Origin of the sequence: Sedimentibacter sp. LTW-03 (assembly GCF_052059825.1) — a bacterium.
Taxonomy (GTDB): domain Bacteria; phylum Bacillota; class Clostridia; order Tissierellales; family Sedimentibacteraceae; genus Sedimentibacter.
On the sequence record NZ_CP197180.1, the window covers coordinates 2,599,219 to 2,617,012 of the forward strand.

Annotated in this window: 13 protein-coding genes, 1 pseudogene and 1 other annotated feature; of the genes and pseudogenes, 6 read left to right on the forward strand and 8 right to left on the reverse strand. The window is 34.5% G+C overall.

Translation table 11 applies throughout. The features are described 5' to 3' along the window. The first annotated feature begins 13 nt into the window (after positions 1-13). Together ACS3UD_RS12785 and ACS3UD_RS12790 are read left to right on the forward strand one after the other, a co-directional pair. Positions 14-1,609 (forward strand): AbgT family transporter, encoded by a 1,596-nt coding sequence (locus ACS3UD_RS12785; RefSeq protein WP_440977629.1) that lies wholly within the window; start codon positions 14-16, stop codon positions 1,607-1,609. A gap of 293 nt (positions 1,610-1,902) precedes the next feature. Beyond that, positions 1,903-2,583: a FadR/GntR family transcriptional regulator gene (locus ACS3UD_RS12790; RefSeq protein WP_308139246.1), complete on the forward strand. Its 681-nt coding sequence runs from the start codon at positions 1,903-1,905 to the stop codon at positions 2,581-2,583. 92 nt (positions 2,584-2,675) lie between these two features. Here the strand turns inward: ACS3UD_RS12790 and ACS3UD_RS12795 are convergent. From ACS3UD_RS12795 to ACS3UD_RS12825, 7 genes and pseudogenes are all read right to left on the reverse strand, one after another. Further along, a pseudogene (locus ACS3UD_RS12795) lies at positions 2,676-2,876 on the reverse strand (transposase); the annotation flags it as partial. A gap of 409 nt (positions 2,877-3,285) precedes the next feature. Further along, positions 3,286-4,938 carry a biosynthetic-type acetolactate synthase large subunit gene (gene ilvB, locus ACS3UD_RS12800; RefSeq protein ID WP_308139245.1) on the reverse strand — a complete coding sequence of 551 codons (1,653 nt, stop codon included), beginning with the start codon at positions 4,936-4,938 and terminating at the stop codon, positions 3,286-3,288. Between the two features lie 37 nt (positions 4,939-4,975). After that, positions 4,976-5,986: a ketol-acid reductoisomerase gene (ilvC, locus tag ACS3UD_RS12805; protein ID WP_308139244.1), complete on the reverse strand. Its 1,011-nt coding sequence runs from the start codon at positions 5,984-5,986 to the stop codon at positions 4,976-4,978. Between the two features lie 76 nt (positions 5,987-6,062). Further along, a complete protein-coding gene (locus ACS3UD_RS12810; protein ID WP_213923949.1) occupies positions 6,063-6,296 on the reverse strand; it encodes an ACT domain-containing protein in 234 nt (77 codons plus the stop codon). Between the two features lie 138 nt (positions 6,297-6,434). Next, positions 6,435-6,679: a binding site (T-box leader), on the reverse strand. A 161-nt stretch (positions 6,680-6,840) separates the two neighbouring features. Next, on the reverse strand, positions 6,841-8,469 hold the full coding sequence (locus tag ACS3UD_RS12815) for a putative manganese-dependent inorganic diphosphatase (RefSeq protein ID WP_308139243.1): 1,629 nt from the start codon (positions 8,467-8,469) through the stop codon (positions 6,841-6,843). Positions 8,470-8,483: 14 nt separating this feature from the next. Beyond that, positions 8,484-9,470: an ATP-binding protein gene (locus ACS3UD_RS12820; RefSeq protein WP_308139242.1), complete on the reverse strand. Its 987-nt coding sequence runs from the start codon at positions 9,468-9,470 to the stop codon at positions 8,484-8,486. Next, a complete protein-coding gene (locus tag ACS3UD_RS12825; RefSeq protein WP_308139241.1) occupies positions 9,463-10,545 on the reverse strand; it encodes a DnaD domain-containing protein in 1,083 nt (360 codons plus the stop codon). The genes ACS3UD_RS12820 and ACS3UD_RS12825 overlap by 8 nt, the downstream gene beginning before the upstream one ends. Before the next feature lie 274 nt (positions 10,546-10,819). Here ACS3UD_RS12825 and ACS3UD_RS12830 point away from each other — a divergent pair, with 274 nt between their 5' ends. Continuing rightward, positions 10,820-12,325 (forward strand): LysM peptidoglycan-binding domain-containing M23 family metallopeptidase, encoded by a 1,506-nt coding sequence (locus tag ACS3UD_RS12830; protein ID WP_308139240.1) that lies wholly within the window; start codon positions 10,820-10,822, stop codon positions 12,323-12,325. Positions 12,326-12,555: 230 nt separating this feature from the next. Here the strand turns inward: ACS3UD_RS12830 and hcp are convergent, their stop codons facing one another. Continuing rightward, positions 12,556-14,202: a hydroxylamine reductase gene (gene hcp / locus ACS3UD_RS12835; RefSeq protein ID WP_308139239.1), complete on the reverse strand. Its 1,647-nt coding sequence runs from the start codon at positions 14,200-14,202 to the stop codon at positions 12,556-12,558. A 363-nt stretch (positions 14,203-14,565) separates the two neighbouring features. Here hcp and ACS3UD_RS12840 point away from each other — a divergent pair, with 363 nt between their 5' ends. The 3 genes from ACS3UD_RS12840 (at position 14,566) to ACS3UD_RS12850 (ending at position 17,688) form a co-directional block, all read left to right on the forward strand. Further along, positions 14,566-15,051: an HD domain-containing protein gene (locus ACS3UD_RS12840; RefSeq protein ID WP_308139238.1), complete on the forward strand. Its 486-nt coding sequence runs from the start codon at positions 14,566-14,568 to the stop codon at positions 15,049-15,051. Positions 15,052-15,264: 213 nt separating this feature from the next. Then, on the forward strand, positions 15,265-15,798 hold the full coding sequence (gene hpf, locus ACS3UD_RS12845) for a ribosome hibernation-promoting factor, HPF/YfiA family (RefSeq protein WP_308139237.1): 534 nt from the start codon (positions 15,265-15,267) through the stop codon (positions 15,796-15,798). Between the two features lie 750 nt (positions 15,799-16,548). Then, entirely contained in the window at positions 16,549-17,688 is a 1,140-nt protein-coding gene (locus tag ACS3UD_RS12850) for an HD-GYP domain-containing protein (protein ID WP_308139236.1), read from the forward strand. Positions 17,689-17,794: the final 106 nt, after the last annotated feature.

A 17,794-nucleotide genomic window follows, 5' to 3' on the forward strand; every position in this document is an offset into this window, starting at 1 on the left:
GTTATAAGGAGGAATGCTGAAAGCGAATTTTCAGCGAATATCTATGGAAAAAACAAAGAGAAAGAAAAATTTTTTAAACAGAACTCTTGACAGAGTTGAGATAGCTGGCAACAAGCTACCTCATCCAGTCACTCTGTTCTTCTACCTGGCAATATTTGTATTGCTTCTATCATTTATTGGGGCTTCTGTTGAATGGTCAGCATCGGGTGAAATTTTAAACAGAGTAACAAATGAAGTTGAAATGCAAAAAATTACAGTTAATAACCTGCTTTCAAAAGAAGGGCTTGTATATATACTTACAAGCATGTTATCTAATTTTACAGGATTTGCACCTTTAGGTGTAGTTCTTGTAGTTACCTTTGGTATAGGTATGGCAGAAGGAAGTGGATTTATAAGTGCTGCTGTTAAAAAAACAGTATCGGTTACACCAAAAAGATTAATAGTTCCAGTAGTAGTATTCCTTGGAATCATGTCTAATGTAGCTTCGGTTGTTGGATATGTTGTACTAGTCCCACTTGGTGCGATTATTTTTATGTCTTATAATAAGCATCCTCTTGCAGGAATGGCAGCAGCTTTTGCTGGCGCATCAGGTGGATTCAGTGCTAACCTTTTAATAGGTGCAATCGATCCCCTTCTTTCTGGCATTAGCACAGAAGGAGCGAGGATTCTTGATCCTTCGTATGTTGTCGACCCTACAGGAAACTGGTTTTTTATGATGGCCTCAACAGTAGTCATAACGATTGTAGGCACTATTATCACTGAAAAAATAGTTGAACCAAGACTGGGTATATACGATAAGAGTAAGGCACAAGTTACGCAAAGTGAAATGGAACTTGGTAATATGAGTCAAATAGAGAATAAAGCTCTTAAAGTATCAAGTATAGTTCTTTTTGCAATGCTTATTGGTTTATTTTTACTTTGTATTCCTAAGACTTCATTTCTGAGAAATATACAAACAGGTAGCCTTGTAAGTGGATCTGCTCTTATGAAAGGAATAATTCCTATTATTACAATAATGTTTTTTGTACCTTCAGTTATTTATGGGAAAATTACTGGTGTATATAAGTCGGAAAAAGATATTGCAGCACAAATGGGGAAAAGTATGTCTACAATGGGTGGATATATTGCACTTGCTTTTGTTGCATCACAATTTATATCTTATTTTGAAAAAACGAATATTGGCATTATTATAGCTTTAAAAGGTGCTAAATTTCTTGGTTCAATTGGAATATGGCCTCCACTTTTAATGGTTATCTTTGTAATTCTTGCAAGTTTACTAAATTTGTTTATGGGTTCTGCTTCTGCTAAATGGGTTATAATGGCACCAGTGTTTATTCCGATGTTTATGGGACTCAATATTTCTCCTGAAATGACACAGGCAGCATTCAGAATAGGTGACTCCAGCACAAATATAATTACTCCATTAATGGACTACTTTCCACTTATTCTTGCTTTTGCAAAAAAATATGATGAAGATACAGGTATTGGCACAATGATTTCCACAATGCTTCCATATTCTGTAGGATTCCTAATTTTCTGGGCAGTTCTTTTGGTTATATGGATGGTACTTGGCTTGCCACTTGGACCCGGTGTAGGCGTTTACATGTAATATAAATCATAAAAATAATATTTTATTAAGTAAGAATGAGCTTTTGTTCATTCTTACTTTTGTTATCATGGAAGAAATGATTTATATTATCATAGAACTCGTTGAATATATAGTCAGACTAAAGGTATTTACCTAAAAGTATTTTTATTTGTTTTTGTTGAAAGAACAATGGTTTCTTGATTTAAACAGTAATAGATGGTATAATGTTTAAAATAACGCAAATGTTGAAAGATTATTAAATTATGATATTCAATCCTGAAAATAAAACTCAAATATAACAAAGAGGAACGGGAATGTTTACAGAAATAGAACCAAGCGAAAAGGTAACAAATAAAATACTTAAACAGATAACTCAACTTATAAAAGACGGAGAGCTTAAGCCAGGTGAAAAGCTTCCTCCTGAAAGACAGATTGCAGAAATGATGGGAGTAAGTCGTCCTGCCCTCAAGCAGACAATAAGTATACTTGAAGCTATGGGTATTGTTGAATCGCGTCGTGGAGACGGGAACTATATTCTTCCATGCCAGAACAAGATATTCAATCCCATAATTCTTTCATTCTATGCCGCTCACGGAAATATGGACGACATATTAGAAGTAAGATATATCATTGAAGTACAAAATGTAAAAATAGCGGCACGCAAAAGAACAGAAGAGCAACTTGCTCTTCTGGATGAAATTATTTCCCGTATGGAAGGCCCTAAAACACTTAAAGAAAGAATTCTTCTAAACAATGAATTCCATCTTGAACTTATACGAATAACCGGAAATCCGCTGCTTATAAACTTCTATGAAAGCATAATCGATCTTATTGGCGAGCAGATAACAACTACCGACGGTAGTGATTTTTATTCCACTCACAAGGATATTGTAGAGTTTATAAGAGATAAAAATTCAGATGGAGCAGCAAAATCAATACTAAGACATTTTGGAGTAAAATTCCCAAATTTCAAGTATTACGCTGAAGATATGTAATTCTTAATAATAAGGTAGATGTTTTTTTGTCCTTCAATAGGAAAGTTTTCTAAAAAGTGAAAAAGGTGTACGCCCCAAACGCTTGTTGTACTTTATACGGTGATTGGGCGGTCAAAAAATGATTGCCCTATTATTGTTCCCTCATTTTCAATATACCTATTGCTCATACCTTTTGCATATATTGCAATGATACGGTTTCCTATATCAACGGTTTTAGTTTTGAATTTACTTATTGCCTTTGGAGAAAATTCTCCGCTTCTGTCACGAGGTACATTAATTGGTATCTCACCATATTCACTTTGTAAGGTTTATTGTATCCATTACGACTGTTTCCACTGCATTTTCCTTCGACAAAATGTTTATCATATCATAAAATGTTCATCCATCTCTGATTCAAGCATTTCTTCAATTTTTCCTTTAAAAAATTCTTTTAATAAATTTTGCACATCATTCAAGTTTTCTCAATTCTTTGCTATAAATTTTGCCAATTCCTGTGTCTTTTCCTCACGTAAAAAAGTTTCGTGTTTCATGATAATACCTCCTCGCTTTTGTGGTTACCATTTATACGAAACTTTATACAGTCTCTTTAGAATATCGAAACTATGGTCTAATATTTAATTAAATTAATTGTCTAATTGACATGAGTCAGTTCAACTGAGCATGACGCTTTTTTATTTTTTATAGTCAGGAAAGTCTTAACAATTATCCGCTTATTAACAACTCGTCTATGGGCCTTCCAGGCGGAACTATGGGATAAACGCTGCAGTCATGGTCAATTCTGCATTCAATCAATACGGGTTCATTGACACCGCAGGTGCTTTCAAGAGCATTTTCCAACTCTTCCATTGATTCTGCCTTAAATGATTTTATGCCGTAAGAGCCGGCAAGCATCTGGTAGTTCACATCGTCATGGTTATCTGTTTCGGAATACCTCGCATTGCTGAACATTCTCTGCCATTGACGAACCATGCCCAACGTATTGTTGTTAAGCAATATTATTTTAACAGGAAGCCTATATCTTGAAATTGTAACTAATTCTTCACAGTTCATTCTAAAACTTCCGTCTCCGGTAACAAGAACCGTTTTTTTATTTGGGTTTCCTATCTGTGCTCCCATTGCAGCTCCAATTCCAAAACCCATTGTCCCCAGACCACCGGATGTTATAAACTCATCCGACCTGTTAAAATTCCAATACTGACCGGTCCACATCTGATGCTGCCCCACATCTGTTGCAACAACTGTATCCACACTGTAATAGCTGTTAACTTTTTTCAATATGTTCTCCGGAATAAATTGACCTTCGATATTTTTTTTCTGCCTTTTAGACATTATCTCATTCAGCCAGCCGCTTCTGTCTTTTTCCTCGGCTTTTTCAAGAAGCCTTTCAAGTATTTCTTTCATTTCACCTATAAGCGGAATACTTTCGTAGGTATTCTTGTCTACTTCCGTGGAATCAATATCTATGTGTATTATTTTGGCCCCCGGAGCAAATTTGTCCGGGCTTCCGATAACTCTGTCACTGAAGCGTGCTCCCATTGCTATAAGCAGGTCGCAGTTTGTAACCGCCATATTAGTTTCAGTTGAACCGTGCATTCCTACAAATCCCAATGAAAGCTTGTGATTCCTAGGAATAGTTCCCAGCCCCATAAAGCTGTTACATACAGGTATCCCTGTTTTTTCCGCAAATTTCAGAAGAAGATCATCATTCTTGGAAATTCTGACGCCCCCGCCGGCATATATTACGGGCTTTTGAGAGCTGTTTATAAGCTCAGCCGCCAGTTCAAGGTTGCCTCTTACATGCTCTTTCTCTTCAAAGTCTTCACCGGTGCCGCTTCCTTTGAATTCACATAAGCTCATGAACACATCTTTAGGAACATCCACAAGCACCGGACCCGGTCTTTTTTCCATTGCAACTTCTGCGGCTTCTCTTATAACGTCCTCCAGATCTTCAACGTTTCGAACAAGATAGCTGTGCTTTGTAACCGACAGAGTCATACCCGTTATATCAACTTCCTGAAAAGAATCTTTTCCTATAAGTGTATTTGCAACCTGACCTGTTATTACTAACAGCGGAACAGAATCCATATACGCGTTTGCGATTCCTGTTATGGTATTTGTTGCCCCAGGTCCGGATGTTGCAACAAATACCCCAAGTTTTCCTGTGCTTCTGGCGTATCCGTCTGCGGCATGAACTCCGTTCTGTTCATGCGCAGGTCTCAATACCTTAAAATAATCAAGTTCATCATATAGAGCATCGAAGAAAGGTATTACAGCTCCGCCGGGATACCCGAATAAAGTGTCTATTCCTTTTTCTCTTAGTACCCTTAATATTATCTGTGAGCCTGACAGTTTCATTTTATCCTCCAATTTTTCGGCCTAACCCAAGTACTTATTATTCCTGTCCTTCTGCAGGTTTTCCTATCCATGACATCATAGATCTCAGCTCTTTGCCCGTCTTGATTAACGGATGCTGCAATTCCATGTTTTTCATTGCCATGAATCTAGGTCTTCCTACTTTATTTTCAGATATCCAATCATAAGCAAATGTACCGTCCTGAATATCTTTCAATACATTTCTCATTGCCTTTCTGGTATCTTCTGTTACAATTTTTGTTCCTGTTACATAATCACCGTATTCTGCGGTATCGCTTATTGAATATCTCATATTTTCAAATCCGCCTTCATAAATCAGGTCTACTATAAGTTTCATTTCATGCAGACATTCAAAGTATGCAACCTCGGGCTGATAACCTGCCCCAGTCAGTGTATCAAACCCTGCTTTGATCAGCTCAGTTATGCCGCCACAAAGAACAGCCTGCTCACCGAACAGGTCGGTTTCTGTTTCTTCCTTAAACGTCGTTTCAATAACACCTGCTCTTGTTCCGCCGATTCCTTTTGCATATGCAAGTGTAAGTTCCCTACATTTTCCTGTATAATCTTGGTATACGGCAAATACATCCGGAACTCCCTTTCCTTCAAGATATTGTCTCCTTACTAAATGTCCGGGTCCCTTAGGGGCAACCATGAATACATCTACATTTTTAGGTGGAACTATCTGATTATAATGAATATTAAACCCATGAGCAAAAGCAAGGGCATTTCCTTCTTTAAGATTTGCAGCTACACTTTCTTCATAAATTTGTTTTTGTACTGTATCCGGTGCAAGCATCATAACAACATCCGCTTCTTTTGCCGCTTCAGCAACAGTCTTAACAGTTAATCCGTGAGATTCAGCTTTTGCCTTTGATCTGCTTCCTTCCTGCAATCCCACTACTACATTTACTCCGCTTTCTTTTAAGTTAAGCGCATGAGCATGGCCCTGACTTCCGTAGCCTACTACTGCAACCGTCTTTCCTTCAAGATATTTTAAATCCGCATCATTATCATAATACATTTTTCCCATTTTCTTCTTCCTCCATGAACTTAATTTTTTGTTTTTGAAATGATCTGTATTATCCCTCTACAGTTATTCACAAATATTACTGAGCCTCGGCAACGTCATATACGTCAACCAATTTTTGCATTTGAAGAACTGCCCTTTCAAAGCTTTCCTTCTTTTTTTCCTCCAGTGTAACTTTAAACTCCGAATTTTTTTCATTCAGCGAAACCATGCTGAATTCTCTAACATCAAATTGCTTTCTCCTTAGAGTCGTCAGCACTCTGACCGCCGAATCCATTCCCATTGATACTTTAAAGCTTATGGTTCTGCACATTTAAATCCTCCTTTTGGCTTCAACTTGAAATTAAGAGGAGGGGTAGTAAGTGCCGTTACCTAGCCATTTTCAGAAAAAATTTTGAAAACAGTATTAAGCATAAAAAAAACCTCTCGTCTCTATATACATCTAGATGTATATAGGGACGAAAGGTCTTTCGCGGTACCACCCTATTTTACGATAAAAAAATATCGCCTCATTCAAGTCGAAAAAACTTATTGTTTTTTGAACTCTATCCTTGTAACGCAGGAACACGTCCTCGCCTACTGTATTTCGGCTTGGCAGCTCTGGAGTGATCATTATATCTTGTAACACCGGCTCTCACCACACACCGGCTCTCTGAAGCTACAGTACGATATTTTTGTCTCCGTCAAAGCTTTTTAATATGTTTATGATTATACATACAGAAAAATCCTTTGTCAATACTTTTTTTAATTATTTTTCTAAATATTTATGCAAACGTTTTTTATTTTGCAATAAATTATTCTGAACAAGACTTAAAATTTCTTATTCAGAATAACTTTTGATCATTTATTTTTTACTATTACTGTCGTATAAGTTTCAGTGCATTTATAACCATTGGAACAATCTGTTTTTTTCTCGAAACACATTTATCCGCATAAATTCCCTGAAATATATTTTCCTCTTCAAATATGGTCTTTACAAGTCTTTCTCTGGCTGAAGTATAAAATATGTACGAACCTTCGTTCACTATGTCGGTAACAGCCATTATTATAAGAAAATAGTCTTTGTCATATGTAACATCGTCAATAAGTTTGATAAACTCATCCTTTCTGTCCATAATCTGATTTATATCCAATGTAAACACTTGTGATATTCCTATATTCTTATACACAAGATTAAATTTCTTGAAATCCTGAAACAGAATTTCCTCCATTGTTTTTCCTTCGAGAGATGTACCTGCTTTGAACATCTCCATTGCATACTCATGCAAGTCCAAATCTACGATTTCCAACAGCTCTTTTGCGGCTTGTTTGTCTCTCTCGGTTGTTGTAGGAGATTTGAACAAAAGCGTATCGGAAATTATTCCGGACAGCATAAGGCCTGCTGTTTGGTTTTTTATGCTTACGTTATTTTCTTTGTACATATTGTAAATAATTGTGTTTGAACTGCCTACAGGCATGTTTCTGAATATTATTGGAATTGCTGTCTTGATATCGCCTATTTTGTGATGGTCTATTACTTCAAGCACTTCTGATTCTTCCAGTCCGTCCGCACTTTGATTCATTTCATTATGGTCAACAAGTATAACTTTTTTTCTCTGAGGGTTTATCAAATGATTTCTGCTGAGCAGTCCCAGGTATTTCTTGTCCTTTGACACTATAGGAAATTTAGAATGCTTTGATTGTTCTATATCCTCCTTGCAGTCATTTAAATAATCCTCATCCGTAAACATCATGATATCTTCGCTCTTCATGATATCTTTTACATACTTGGACAAAGAAATATTCTTTGCTGTATAGTATGTCTTATACGGTGTCAGTATCATGTTAACTCTATTTTTTTCTGCCAATTCAATTAAATACGTCGGCACTGCCAAATCTCCCGTAACTATGATCAATTTGACTCCTGTTTCAATTGCATACCTGATAATATCGTATCTGTCGCCTACGATTACTATGGACTCCTTGTTAATCAGTTTCGATCTCCTCAGAGTATCTTCTTCAAACGATGCTACAGTTATATCTCCGTCAATTATTTCATCAAATTTAAGCAGTGCTTTCCCTATGAGAGTTTCAATTATATTATCATATAGTGTGCACAGATGCTGCTGATCTGTATTAATCAGGCTCATAGCTATATCCTTCATAGTAATTATTCCGGACAGATACCCATCTTCATCCACTATGGGCAGTGTCCTGAGCCTGTTTTCGTTCATATTAAAATATGCAAAATGCACGGAATTGTTTTTATTAAAGGGCTTGACCCTATCATAAGCTAAATCCTTAATTTGAATTTTTACATTATCCAGCACCTGGGGAACCTGTACGTTAAAATAATTTAGTACAAATTCTGTTTCTTTGTTGGCACTCCCCAGCATGTAGGGTATTGATAGTTCATTCAGTTCATTTTTAAGCTCCGCCAGTGCTATTGCGGAACACACGCTGTCAGTATCCGGTGTTTTGTGTCCGAATATTAAATTGTGTTTCATATATTCACCTTTCATTACTTGCTTTCCCACCTTAAATCCTTGCCGTAAAATTTAAGCGGAGCAAAATTATTGAACACTCTTGACATAATTCTGTCCGAATATGTCTCGGCAAGCTGTTCAAGCGATAAATTAGTTGAAATTATTGTTTTCTTTTCGGTTATCAACCTTTCGTTGATTATATTAAACAGTTCTGCATTTGTAAAGGAATTATTGAACTCTGTTCCCAAATCATCTATTATAAGCAAGTCACATTCAAAAATCATATTGTAATATATTCTGTTTTCTTCTGTTTCCGACTGCTTGTTAAACTTATGGTTTTCAACTATTTCAAACAGCGAAAAAGACGTCTGATATAAAACTGAAACTTCCCTGTCTATAAGAACCTTAGCTATACAATTGCACATAAATGTCTTTCCCAGCCCGGTTCCTCCGTAAAATAAAAGATTTATGCCGGTTCTGTGAAAGTTGTTGCAAAAATCTTCTGCTGCCTCAAGTATGTTGTACATATTTTGCTTCGGTGTAAGCCTTTCATTTTTATATACTTCATTGCTGAACACATTTATATCAAAAGTGTCAAAGTTCTCCTTGTTCAGCATGTGAACCATGTTGGACATGTTATACAAGCCGCGTATAATCTGTTTGTTCAGGCAGCTGCATCTTTTCCCGTCCTCAGTGTATCCGGTGTCGTTGCACTTCTCGCATTCATATTTTATGTCAATGTAATCTTTAGGAATATTATTGTCCTCATAAATTTTAGTCCTGTTTCTCTTTAGACTCTCTATATCTTTTTTTAGTTGCAAAACCTGTTCCTCCAAATTATCCGGAGCAGATATAAACAGCCTGGACAATTTAATACTCAGAAGCATAATCTGCCTGTCTGCTTCCTCCAGATCAGGAAATGCTTCATAAAGTTTCTTTTTTCTTTCTTCTGCCTCCCTAGCTGCCTTAAGCCGCTTTTTGTTGTAATCCGTCATAATATTTTCAAGTATCTGCTTATTCATCGTTCTCACCTCCGTCAGACATGTTAAGTCCTAATTTGTTGAGTTTCTTCTCAAATCTTTTTTTTACGATGCTTTCCAGCTCCTCTTCTGAATAATCCTTGATTTTCTGATCAAAATTATGAAATTTATTTCTTGCCTTAGTTCCGGTATTGCCAGGTTTTTTTACCTTTTTTGCCTCAGGTTTTACATCGTTCTTTAAATCTTCAATCGTTTTAAATCCATTTTTATTCCAATCACTAAGAATTTTATCAAAATAATTAAGATTTGGGTTGTTTATCTTAGTTGAATTATCCAAGCACTTCAAAATCATTTCCATGGAAAAGTCCCACTCATCAACCCATTTGTCAATAATCTTCATTTCAGCCTCAGTCAATATTCTGTTAAATCCCAGGGCTTTACTTATTCTGGAATAAACTGAATAACGGTCGTTTCTTTTCTCCAGATATTCTACCATTGAATCAATGTCATTTACTCCCTCATCATGCCACGCTGAAACCACTGATTCCACATAGCTGAACCTTTTTGCTTTCTTGTTGTTTATACAGTAGCTGAATGCCTGCGCCATAATTTCAGGCTTCATTTTGTAATTGTTCAGCCAAGATACTATTTTTTGCTTTTCGCTGATTTTCAACGGTCTTCTGTACATTTCCTCTATTTCTTCCATCATTTTCTTATTTTCTGAAATTTTGCTCGAAGAAATAAGCTCGTTATTATCGACATAATCCGACCTTTTTTTGTTTTGTTTAATGTACTTGTACACATTATCAATGTACAATTGCTTCAAATTGACAAATTCGACGGTATAGTTGTATTCATCGTCAGTTTCGTGTTTGATTATAATGCCTTCGTTCTGCCAATAATCCCACGCACTCATCACATCAGACAAAGGAAGCTTTAAATTTTTGGCAATTGTTTCATTGTTGAAATTTGACTGTTTATCACGAGCATACTTGTATCCCATAAGATACACTTTAACATAAGTGCCGTCGGCAACAGGCATGTAATCATTTATAAATATATTTTCAACAGGGGTATCCCCTAAATCTATTTGCATTTCTTGAAGAATAAAATACATAATTTACTCCTTTTTGGAAAAAATATATTATTATTAACGGTATAGTCCGTAAAAATTGTAATAAAATTGTAATAATGTTGTTATGTTTTTGTGAAAACATTTTTCTGTTTAATCGTTGACAATCCTTACTCATTTCGAGTATAATGTGTCAAGATGATTAATTAAAAAACTGTACTTTACGATTTAATTATATCATTTTTTAATTTAAAAGAGAATCGGTATTTTCTTCTTAAGTGATATAATTTTACAACGACAAACTACTAGGAAGTAAACTATGAAAAAATTAAAATTACCATTTAAAAAACCAAATATTCCAGAATCCGTAAAAATCTTTAAACAACTCCCAGAAAAAAAACTAAGACAAGTCTTTAATCACAAGATAAAATTCAATCATAAAATACAATTTACCAAGCGTGTCAAAGGATCAATTGCATTAGCGTGCGCCACCGTCTTGGTTTTGAGCGGCAGCTACGCATCAGACTACCTTAAAACTCACGAAAACAATATTTTTTCAACAGACAGCTTCAGTGTAGTTGAAGATGGCAAGGAGATATGCAAATTAAGAGATTCTGAAATGTTGGATACAGTGCTTTTAAAGCTTGAAAATAATCTTGAAAAATCACGCAACCATGACATAGCAATAGAAAATAAATTTGATGTTGTTAAATCAAAAGCAAGAGACAATGAAGTAGTAAATGATGAACAGCTATACAACATCCTTGAAAATACAGTGAACTATTCCATACTGGCATATTCAATAAACATCAACTCAGAACAAATAGGAATAGTCAATTCGGAATATGAAGCAACAAACGTAATAGAAGAAGTAAAAAATTATTTCAGCAAAGGCTATGACGAAGATTCAATAGTTGAAGTTAATACCATAGAAGATGTGGAAATCGAGCAGGTTAAAGCATCAAATACAGAAATAAAAAAAGCAGACGAATTAGTAAATTACATAATTAAAGGCACCGACGAAGAACAAAAATACATAGTTGAAGAAGGAGACACTTACTGGACTATCGCAGAATATTTTAATATGACTTTAGATGAGCTTATTTCTGCGAACCCCAATTCAGACCCTGACTGGATACAAATAGGAGATGAACTGAATTTAGTGGTTCCGAAGCCATTTTTAAACGTTCAGGTAAAAAGAAAAGTAACACAAGAAGAAAAAACGAAATATGAAACTGAATACACCTACGTATCTTACATGTACAACGATGAAGAGGTTGTCGACAGAAAAGGTGAGTACGGTATATCAAAAATAGAAGCGTTGGTAACAGAACAAAATGGTATCCAGGTAGCAAAAGAAGTTTTGTCAGAAAAAGTTGTATCCGAACCCGTAAGTGAAATTGTAACTACAGGTACCCAGGATCCACCGCCTAAGAAAGGAACGGGCTATTTTATAAATCCTCTGCCCGGTTCATATATTTCATCGCGTTTTGGTTCCAGAAGCGGAGGTTTTCACTTAGGCCAGGACATGGCAAAAGCATCAGGTTCATCAATCAAAGCTGCTGACGGAGGTACAGTTACATTTGCAGGCTGGTCAGGAAGCTACGGCTACATGATCGACATAGACCACGGTGGTGGATTTATTACAAGATATGCACATTGCAGCGAAATATATGTATCTGTGGGAGAAAAAGTATATCAAGGAAAAATAATTGCAGCAGTAGGTACAACAGGAGTTTCATCAGGACCACATCTTCACTTTGAAGTTAGAAAATACGGATCCGTTGTAAATCCTGCATCATACATAGGAGTTCAATACAGATAATATAAACATAAATTCGAAAATTCAGGCCGCCATACTCACTTCTTTTCATGCGAATGTGGGGTGGTGGCTCTTATTATGAAAAGCTGCGTACCATTACATTAGTTTAATTCCATCCAAATGATTACACCTACCTTATTGTATTAAAAAGCTGTTGAACAATATTTTTATTGATTATTCAACAGCCTATTAATTTTTTAATCTATCTTTTACAATAAATATTATAATTTACCTTATTGTCCTAAAATTGCTTCTAAATCTTGTTCAGGTGTTGAAATAGGTTTTAAATCAAATTTGTCAACTAATACTTGCAGTATATTGGGTGTAATAAATGCTGGTAGTGTTGGTCCAAGACGGATGTCCTTAATTCCTAATGATAATAAAGCAAGAAGTATTCCAACTGCTTTTTGTTCATACCAAGAAAGAACTAAGGAAAGTGGTAATTCATTTACTCCACAGTTAAATGCTTCTGCTAATGCAACTGCAACCTTAATAGCTGAATATGAATCACTACATTGACCACAATCAAGTATTCTTGGGAAACCTGCTACCGTTCCTAAATCAAGTTTATTGAAACGAAATTTACCACAGGCTAAAGTTAAAATAATAGTATCTTTTGGAGTTTTTTCTGCAAATTCTGTGTAGTAATTTCTGCCTGGTCTTGCCCCATCACAACCTCCAATTAAGAAGAAATGTTTAATTCCACCATTTTTAACTGCATTTACGATTTCATTTGCATGACTTAAAATAGCATTGTGTGCAAAACCAATTGGTATTCTCTTTTCAGTTTCATCTTCCTGCCATCCACCTAATTCCAATGATTTTTCAATAATAGAAGTAAAATCTTTTTTTCCATTAGATTCGTCTATATGTGGACAGTCAGGCATACCAACTATACTTGTTGTAAACAATCTATCTTTATAGCTTTCCCTTGGTTTTTGTACACAGTTAGTAGTCATCAATATGCATCCAGGGATTCCATCAAATTCTTCCTGCTGTTTCTGCCATGCTCCTCCAAAGTTTCCTATTAAGTGCTTATATTTTTTCAATTCAGGGTATGCATTTGCAGGAAGCATTTCACAGTGAGTATATATATTTATACCTTTACCTTCTGTTTGTTCTAACAGTTCTTTTAAATCTTTTAAATCATGTCCAGATACTATAATAAAAGGACCCTTTTTCTTTGTTATCAATACTTCTGTTGGTTCAGGATTACCATAAGTACTGGTAACTGCAGAATCTAATATTTCCATGCATTTTAGATCTGTTTTGCCAAGTTCCATATTTAGATTAAATAAGTCTTCAACCGTTAAGCTATCATCAATAGTACCAGCTAACCCTTTATAGAAGAAATTATTCACTTCATCATCAAATTTACCCAGTATATAAGCATGATGGGCATAGGCGGCCATTCCTTTAAATGCATATATTAACAGTTCCCTTAAAGAACGTATATCCATATCTAAATTTTTATCAGACATTATACCTATATTCTTCGCTTCTTCTACCATCTCTTCCATAGTTTTTGGTGCTTTGTATTTTGCTGCTTCAGGTACATTCTCAATCTCACCAACTGCATTTTTGAGTTCTTCTTTTATTTTCTCTGCCTTTTTAATATACTCTACAAATCTAGTTGGGTCAAAATTGACATTAGTAAGTGTAGAAAACATACTGTCAACTACAAATTTATTTATTTCACTCCTAATCTTTAGCCCTTTTTCTAAATTTTTTTGACCATAGAATCCGATACCTTTTAATTCGTGAATCAGCACATCCTGCAAATTGGCAACAATTGGATTTTTTCCACATACCCCTGACTTCACACAACCTTTTCCACCTAATGTTTGCTCACACTGATAACAAAACATTGAATTTTCCATAATTAAACCTCCTTAGAGTACTATTGTTTCGTTTGCATTAGTTTTTCTAGCTGAGTAAAATTTATCCCAAAATATATTAAAAAATAAATAATTACTGTTTCTAAATCCTTTAGCAGAAACAAAAATCTAATTTTTTATAAATAAAATAATAGGGGCATTGTAATCACATATAACGAATAAGCATCAAGGTGCTTGCGGTCTTTTTTTATGCATGAAATTATAAAAAAACACTGCGATAAAATTCCTGCATTACCATAAAAAAATATATTTTTTTCTTGCATTTTTGTATTCATAGTAATATTATGAAATAGTATTATTTATATAGGCATTGCCTGTAACAAAAAAAAACATAAGGATGGTACGATGATATATTTGGATTCTAGGTTTTTAGAAATAGCACGCCCGATTATTGAGCATGAAGAATATCAGCAGATGAGAAAAATTAAACATCACGACGAGAGCGTATTCGATCACTCATTAAAGGTTGCGTTCTATGCGTACCGAATGGCATATAAACACAACTTAGACTGGAGAGCAACAATTAGAGGAGCATTGCTTCACGATTTCTTTTTATATAAATTTAAAAAGAGCTTAAGTTTAAGAATTATAACAGACTCTATAAAGCATGCCATCGTGCATCCTCTGATTGCATATGACAATGCCATAAAACACTTTGACTTAAACGAAAAAGAAGAAAATATTATAAAAGCTCACATGTTTCCTTTTGGCTTGCCCAAATCAAAAGAAGCGTGGATCGTAAGCTATGTGGACAAGTATATTGCAGTATTTGAGTACGCGTCAAATTTTAAGAAGATGGCTAAACGGAAACCGGCATACAGTGCGGAATAGAAGATGCAAAAGCATCTTTTTTTATTTGCAAAACGTCCGACACATAGCGCCTGAAAGGACACTTTTTCGCATTGTACAAACCGATTTTGTCATGTTCTTTTGTACTTTGTAAACTACAAATAAAATATTTGCAGTTAGGTGTTTATTTGTTTCATATTTGGGTAAAATTTTAGTATAGTATAATAACTAAATAACTTGAAAGGGGCTGACTGCATGAAAATATCCATTTATGCTAAAAACATTCAACTGACCGACGCGCTAAAGGAGGCAGCTATTAAAAAGATTAGGAGGCTAGATAAGTTTTTTCAGCAGGATATCGAGGCTAAGGTTGTTCTCAGCATCGAGAAAAAATTTCACAAGGTGGAGGTTACAATTCCTTTCAATGGCAGAATAGTACGTGTCGAAGAAGCATGTGATGACATGTACAACGCTATAGATGAAGCGGTAGAGTCATTAGAAAAACAAATACGAAAACATAAAACAAAACTACAAAATAAAAAACATTCAAACGAATCTATAAAATTTGAAAATATAGAACCTCTTGATATAGAGGATGAAGAACAGGAGTTCAAGGTTGTAAAAACCAAAAGATTTGCAATAAAACCGATGAACATAGAAGAAGCAATTCTACAAATGGATTTATTAAGACATAATTTCTTCGTTTTCTTAAATGCAGATACAGAAGAAGTAAATGTAGTATATAAAAGAAATGATGAAAATTACGGGCTTATCGAACCCGAATTATAATATTCCCTTAGTTAAAAAAACAATTTGGCAAGAAAAAAATTCTTGCCAAATTATTTTTTGCCGGCAAATATAAACCTTCGCACATATTCCCCCGAATAATCCCAAACCTTTACTCTCTTTTTCTTAAGTTTGCCGTTCAGTTATAATTTTTTACATTTGCTGCAAATGAATTTCCGGAATACATATATTATATAATACATAAAACTGTATGAATGTCGAATGATGTAAATTAAATTATTATATTTTCATTTATATTTATACTCAAGATATAATTTATGAACTTATCCACAAATGTGGATAAGCTGTTGATAACTCCTTTTTTACAAACGTTGAAATTTGAACGTTTCTTTTTTTGTTGATTTTTGTAAAAACTACTTGACAAAAACATTTCTTAGTTTTTTCAAATTATGAAAGTTGTTAACAATTTTATCCACAGGTGTGGATAACTTCATAACAAAGGGAACATATCTTCTTTTTATATTATTTTATTAAAAAAATTTAAAACTCATTATTATATTTTAAAAATATAAGCATAATTAAACAATGTAAAATATTCTTATTATTAGTTACATGAATATTTAAAAGCTTCGTATAAATTGGATGAATTATTTTTATTCACTAAAAATTAATCTCTACCAGTTGACAGATATAGCTATTTTATACCTTTATCCGTAAAAATTATGTAGAATTCTGTAATTTCGTATGCTATAATGATTTAGTAATTTCAAACTACAATAGACGGGGTGTTTTATGTTATTTGTAACCAACGGACATCTCAAACCTGGGATGATTTTAGCTAAAGATATTTACTTGCATAATAACAATAATTTTTATGCTCTACTTTTGACAAAGGGACAAGTGCTAAATAACTCATACATTAAAAAAATTCATTATCACGACATAGATGGAGCTTACATAGAAAGCATAGGTTTCGAAGATATTGAAGTAGACTCCTATATTGACGATAATTTGAAATCAGAATCACTATCACAAATAAAAGACGTATATTATGAGTTTAAAATGAGCTCAGGCAAAATCAATGATCTAACCATAAAAAGATTGTCCTCAATAGTTGATACCTTAATAAGCGAAATATTGTGCAAAGATGACCTGACATACAATGTCATAGACTTTAAGAACTTTGACAGCTATACATATCACCATTGCCTCAATGTGGCTGTTCTAAGCATTTCTACAGGCATCTCCATAGGTTTAAGTGAGTCAGAGCTGCATGATCTTGGATTGGCAGGACTGCTGCATGACATAGGAAAAATGTCAATACCGGTTGAGATTCTTAACAAGCCCGGTAAATTAACCGATGAAGAATTTGAGTTAATAAAGACACACCCTGTTAGTGCTTTAAAATTTTTGGAAAACATGGTTTCATACAAGGTATTGAGGGCCATTGAAAGCCACCACGAAAAATTAGACGGCACTGGATATCCCTATGGAAAAAAAGCAGATAATATAAGCTATTACGCTAAAATTCTGGCGGTATGCGACGTATATGATGCATTGACCTCAGACAGGTCCTACAGAAAATCTGCTTTTCCCAATGAAGTAATTGAATATATAATGGGATGTGCCGACACCCATTTTGATTATGAAATATTGAATCATTTTATAAGAATAATTGTCGCATACCCTATAGGTACTTTTGTAAAATTAAGCAACGGCAAATTAGCGGTTGTAGTAAAAAATTACAGAGAAAACATACTTCGCCCCATTGTACGAATTATAGACGATGACGGTACAGTGGGAGAAGACGTGGATCTTCTTTACGACAGTGATTTTATGAATATTACCATAGTTGACATGGGATACGATTACAGCAATTCGGGACTGTCCGCAGTGCTTGAATCAACTTATGAACTTAAACTAAACAAATAGTACATTGGCTACAATAAGTTAAGAGCTTACGCTCTTATTTTTTTGCTGTTTTTTAACTCCCCATAATTTTTCAATTTAATCATTACAATGAACTTTAAATAAACCT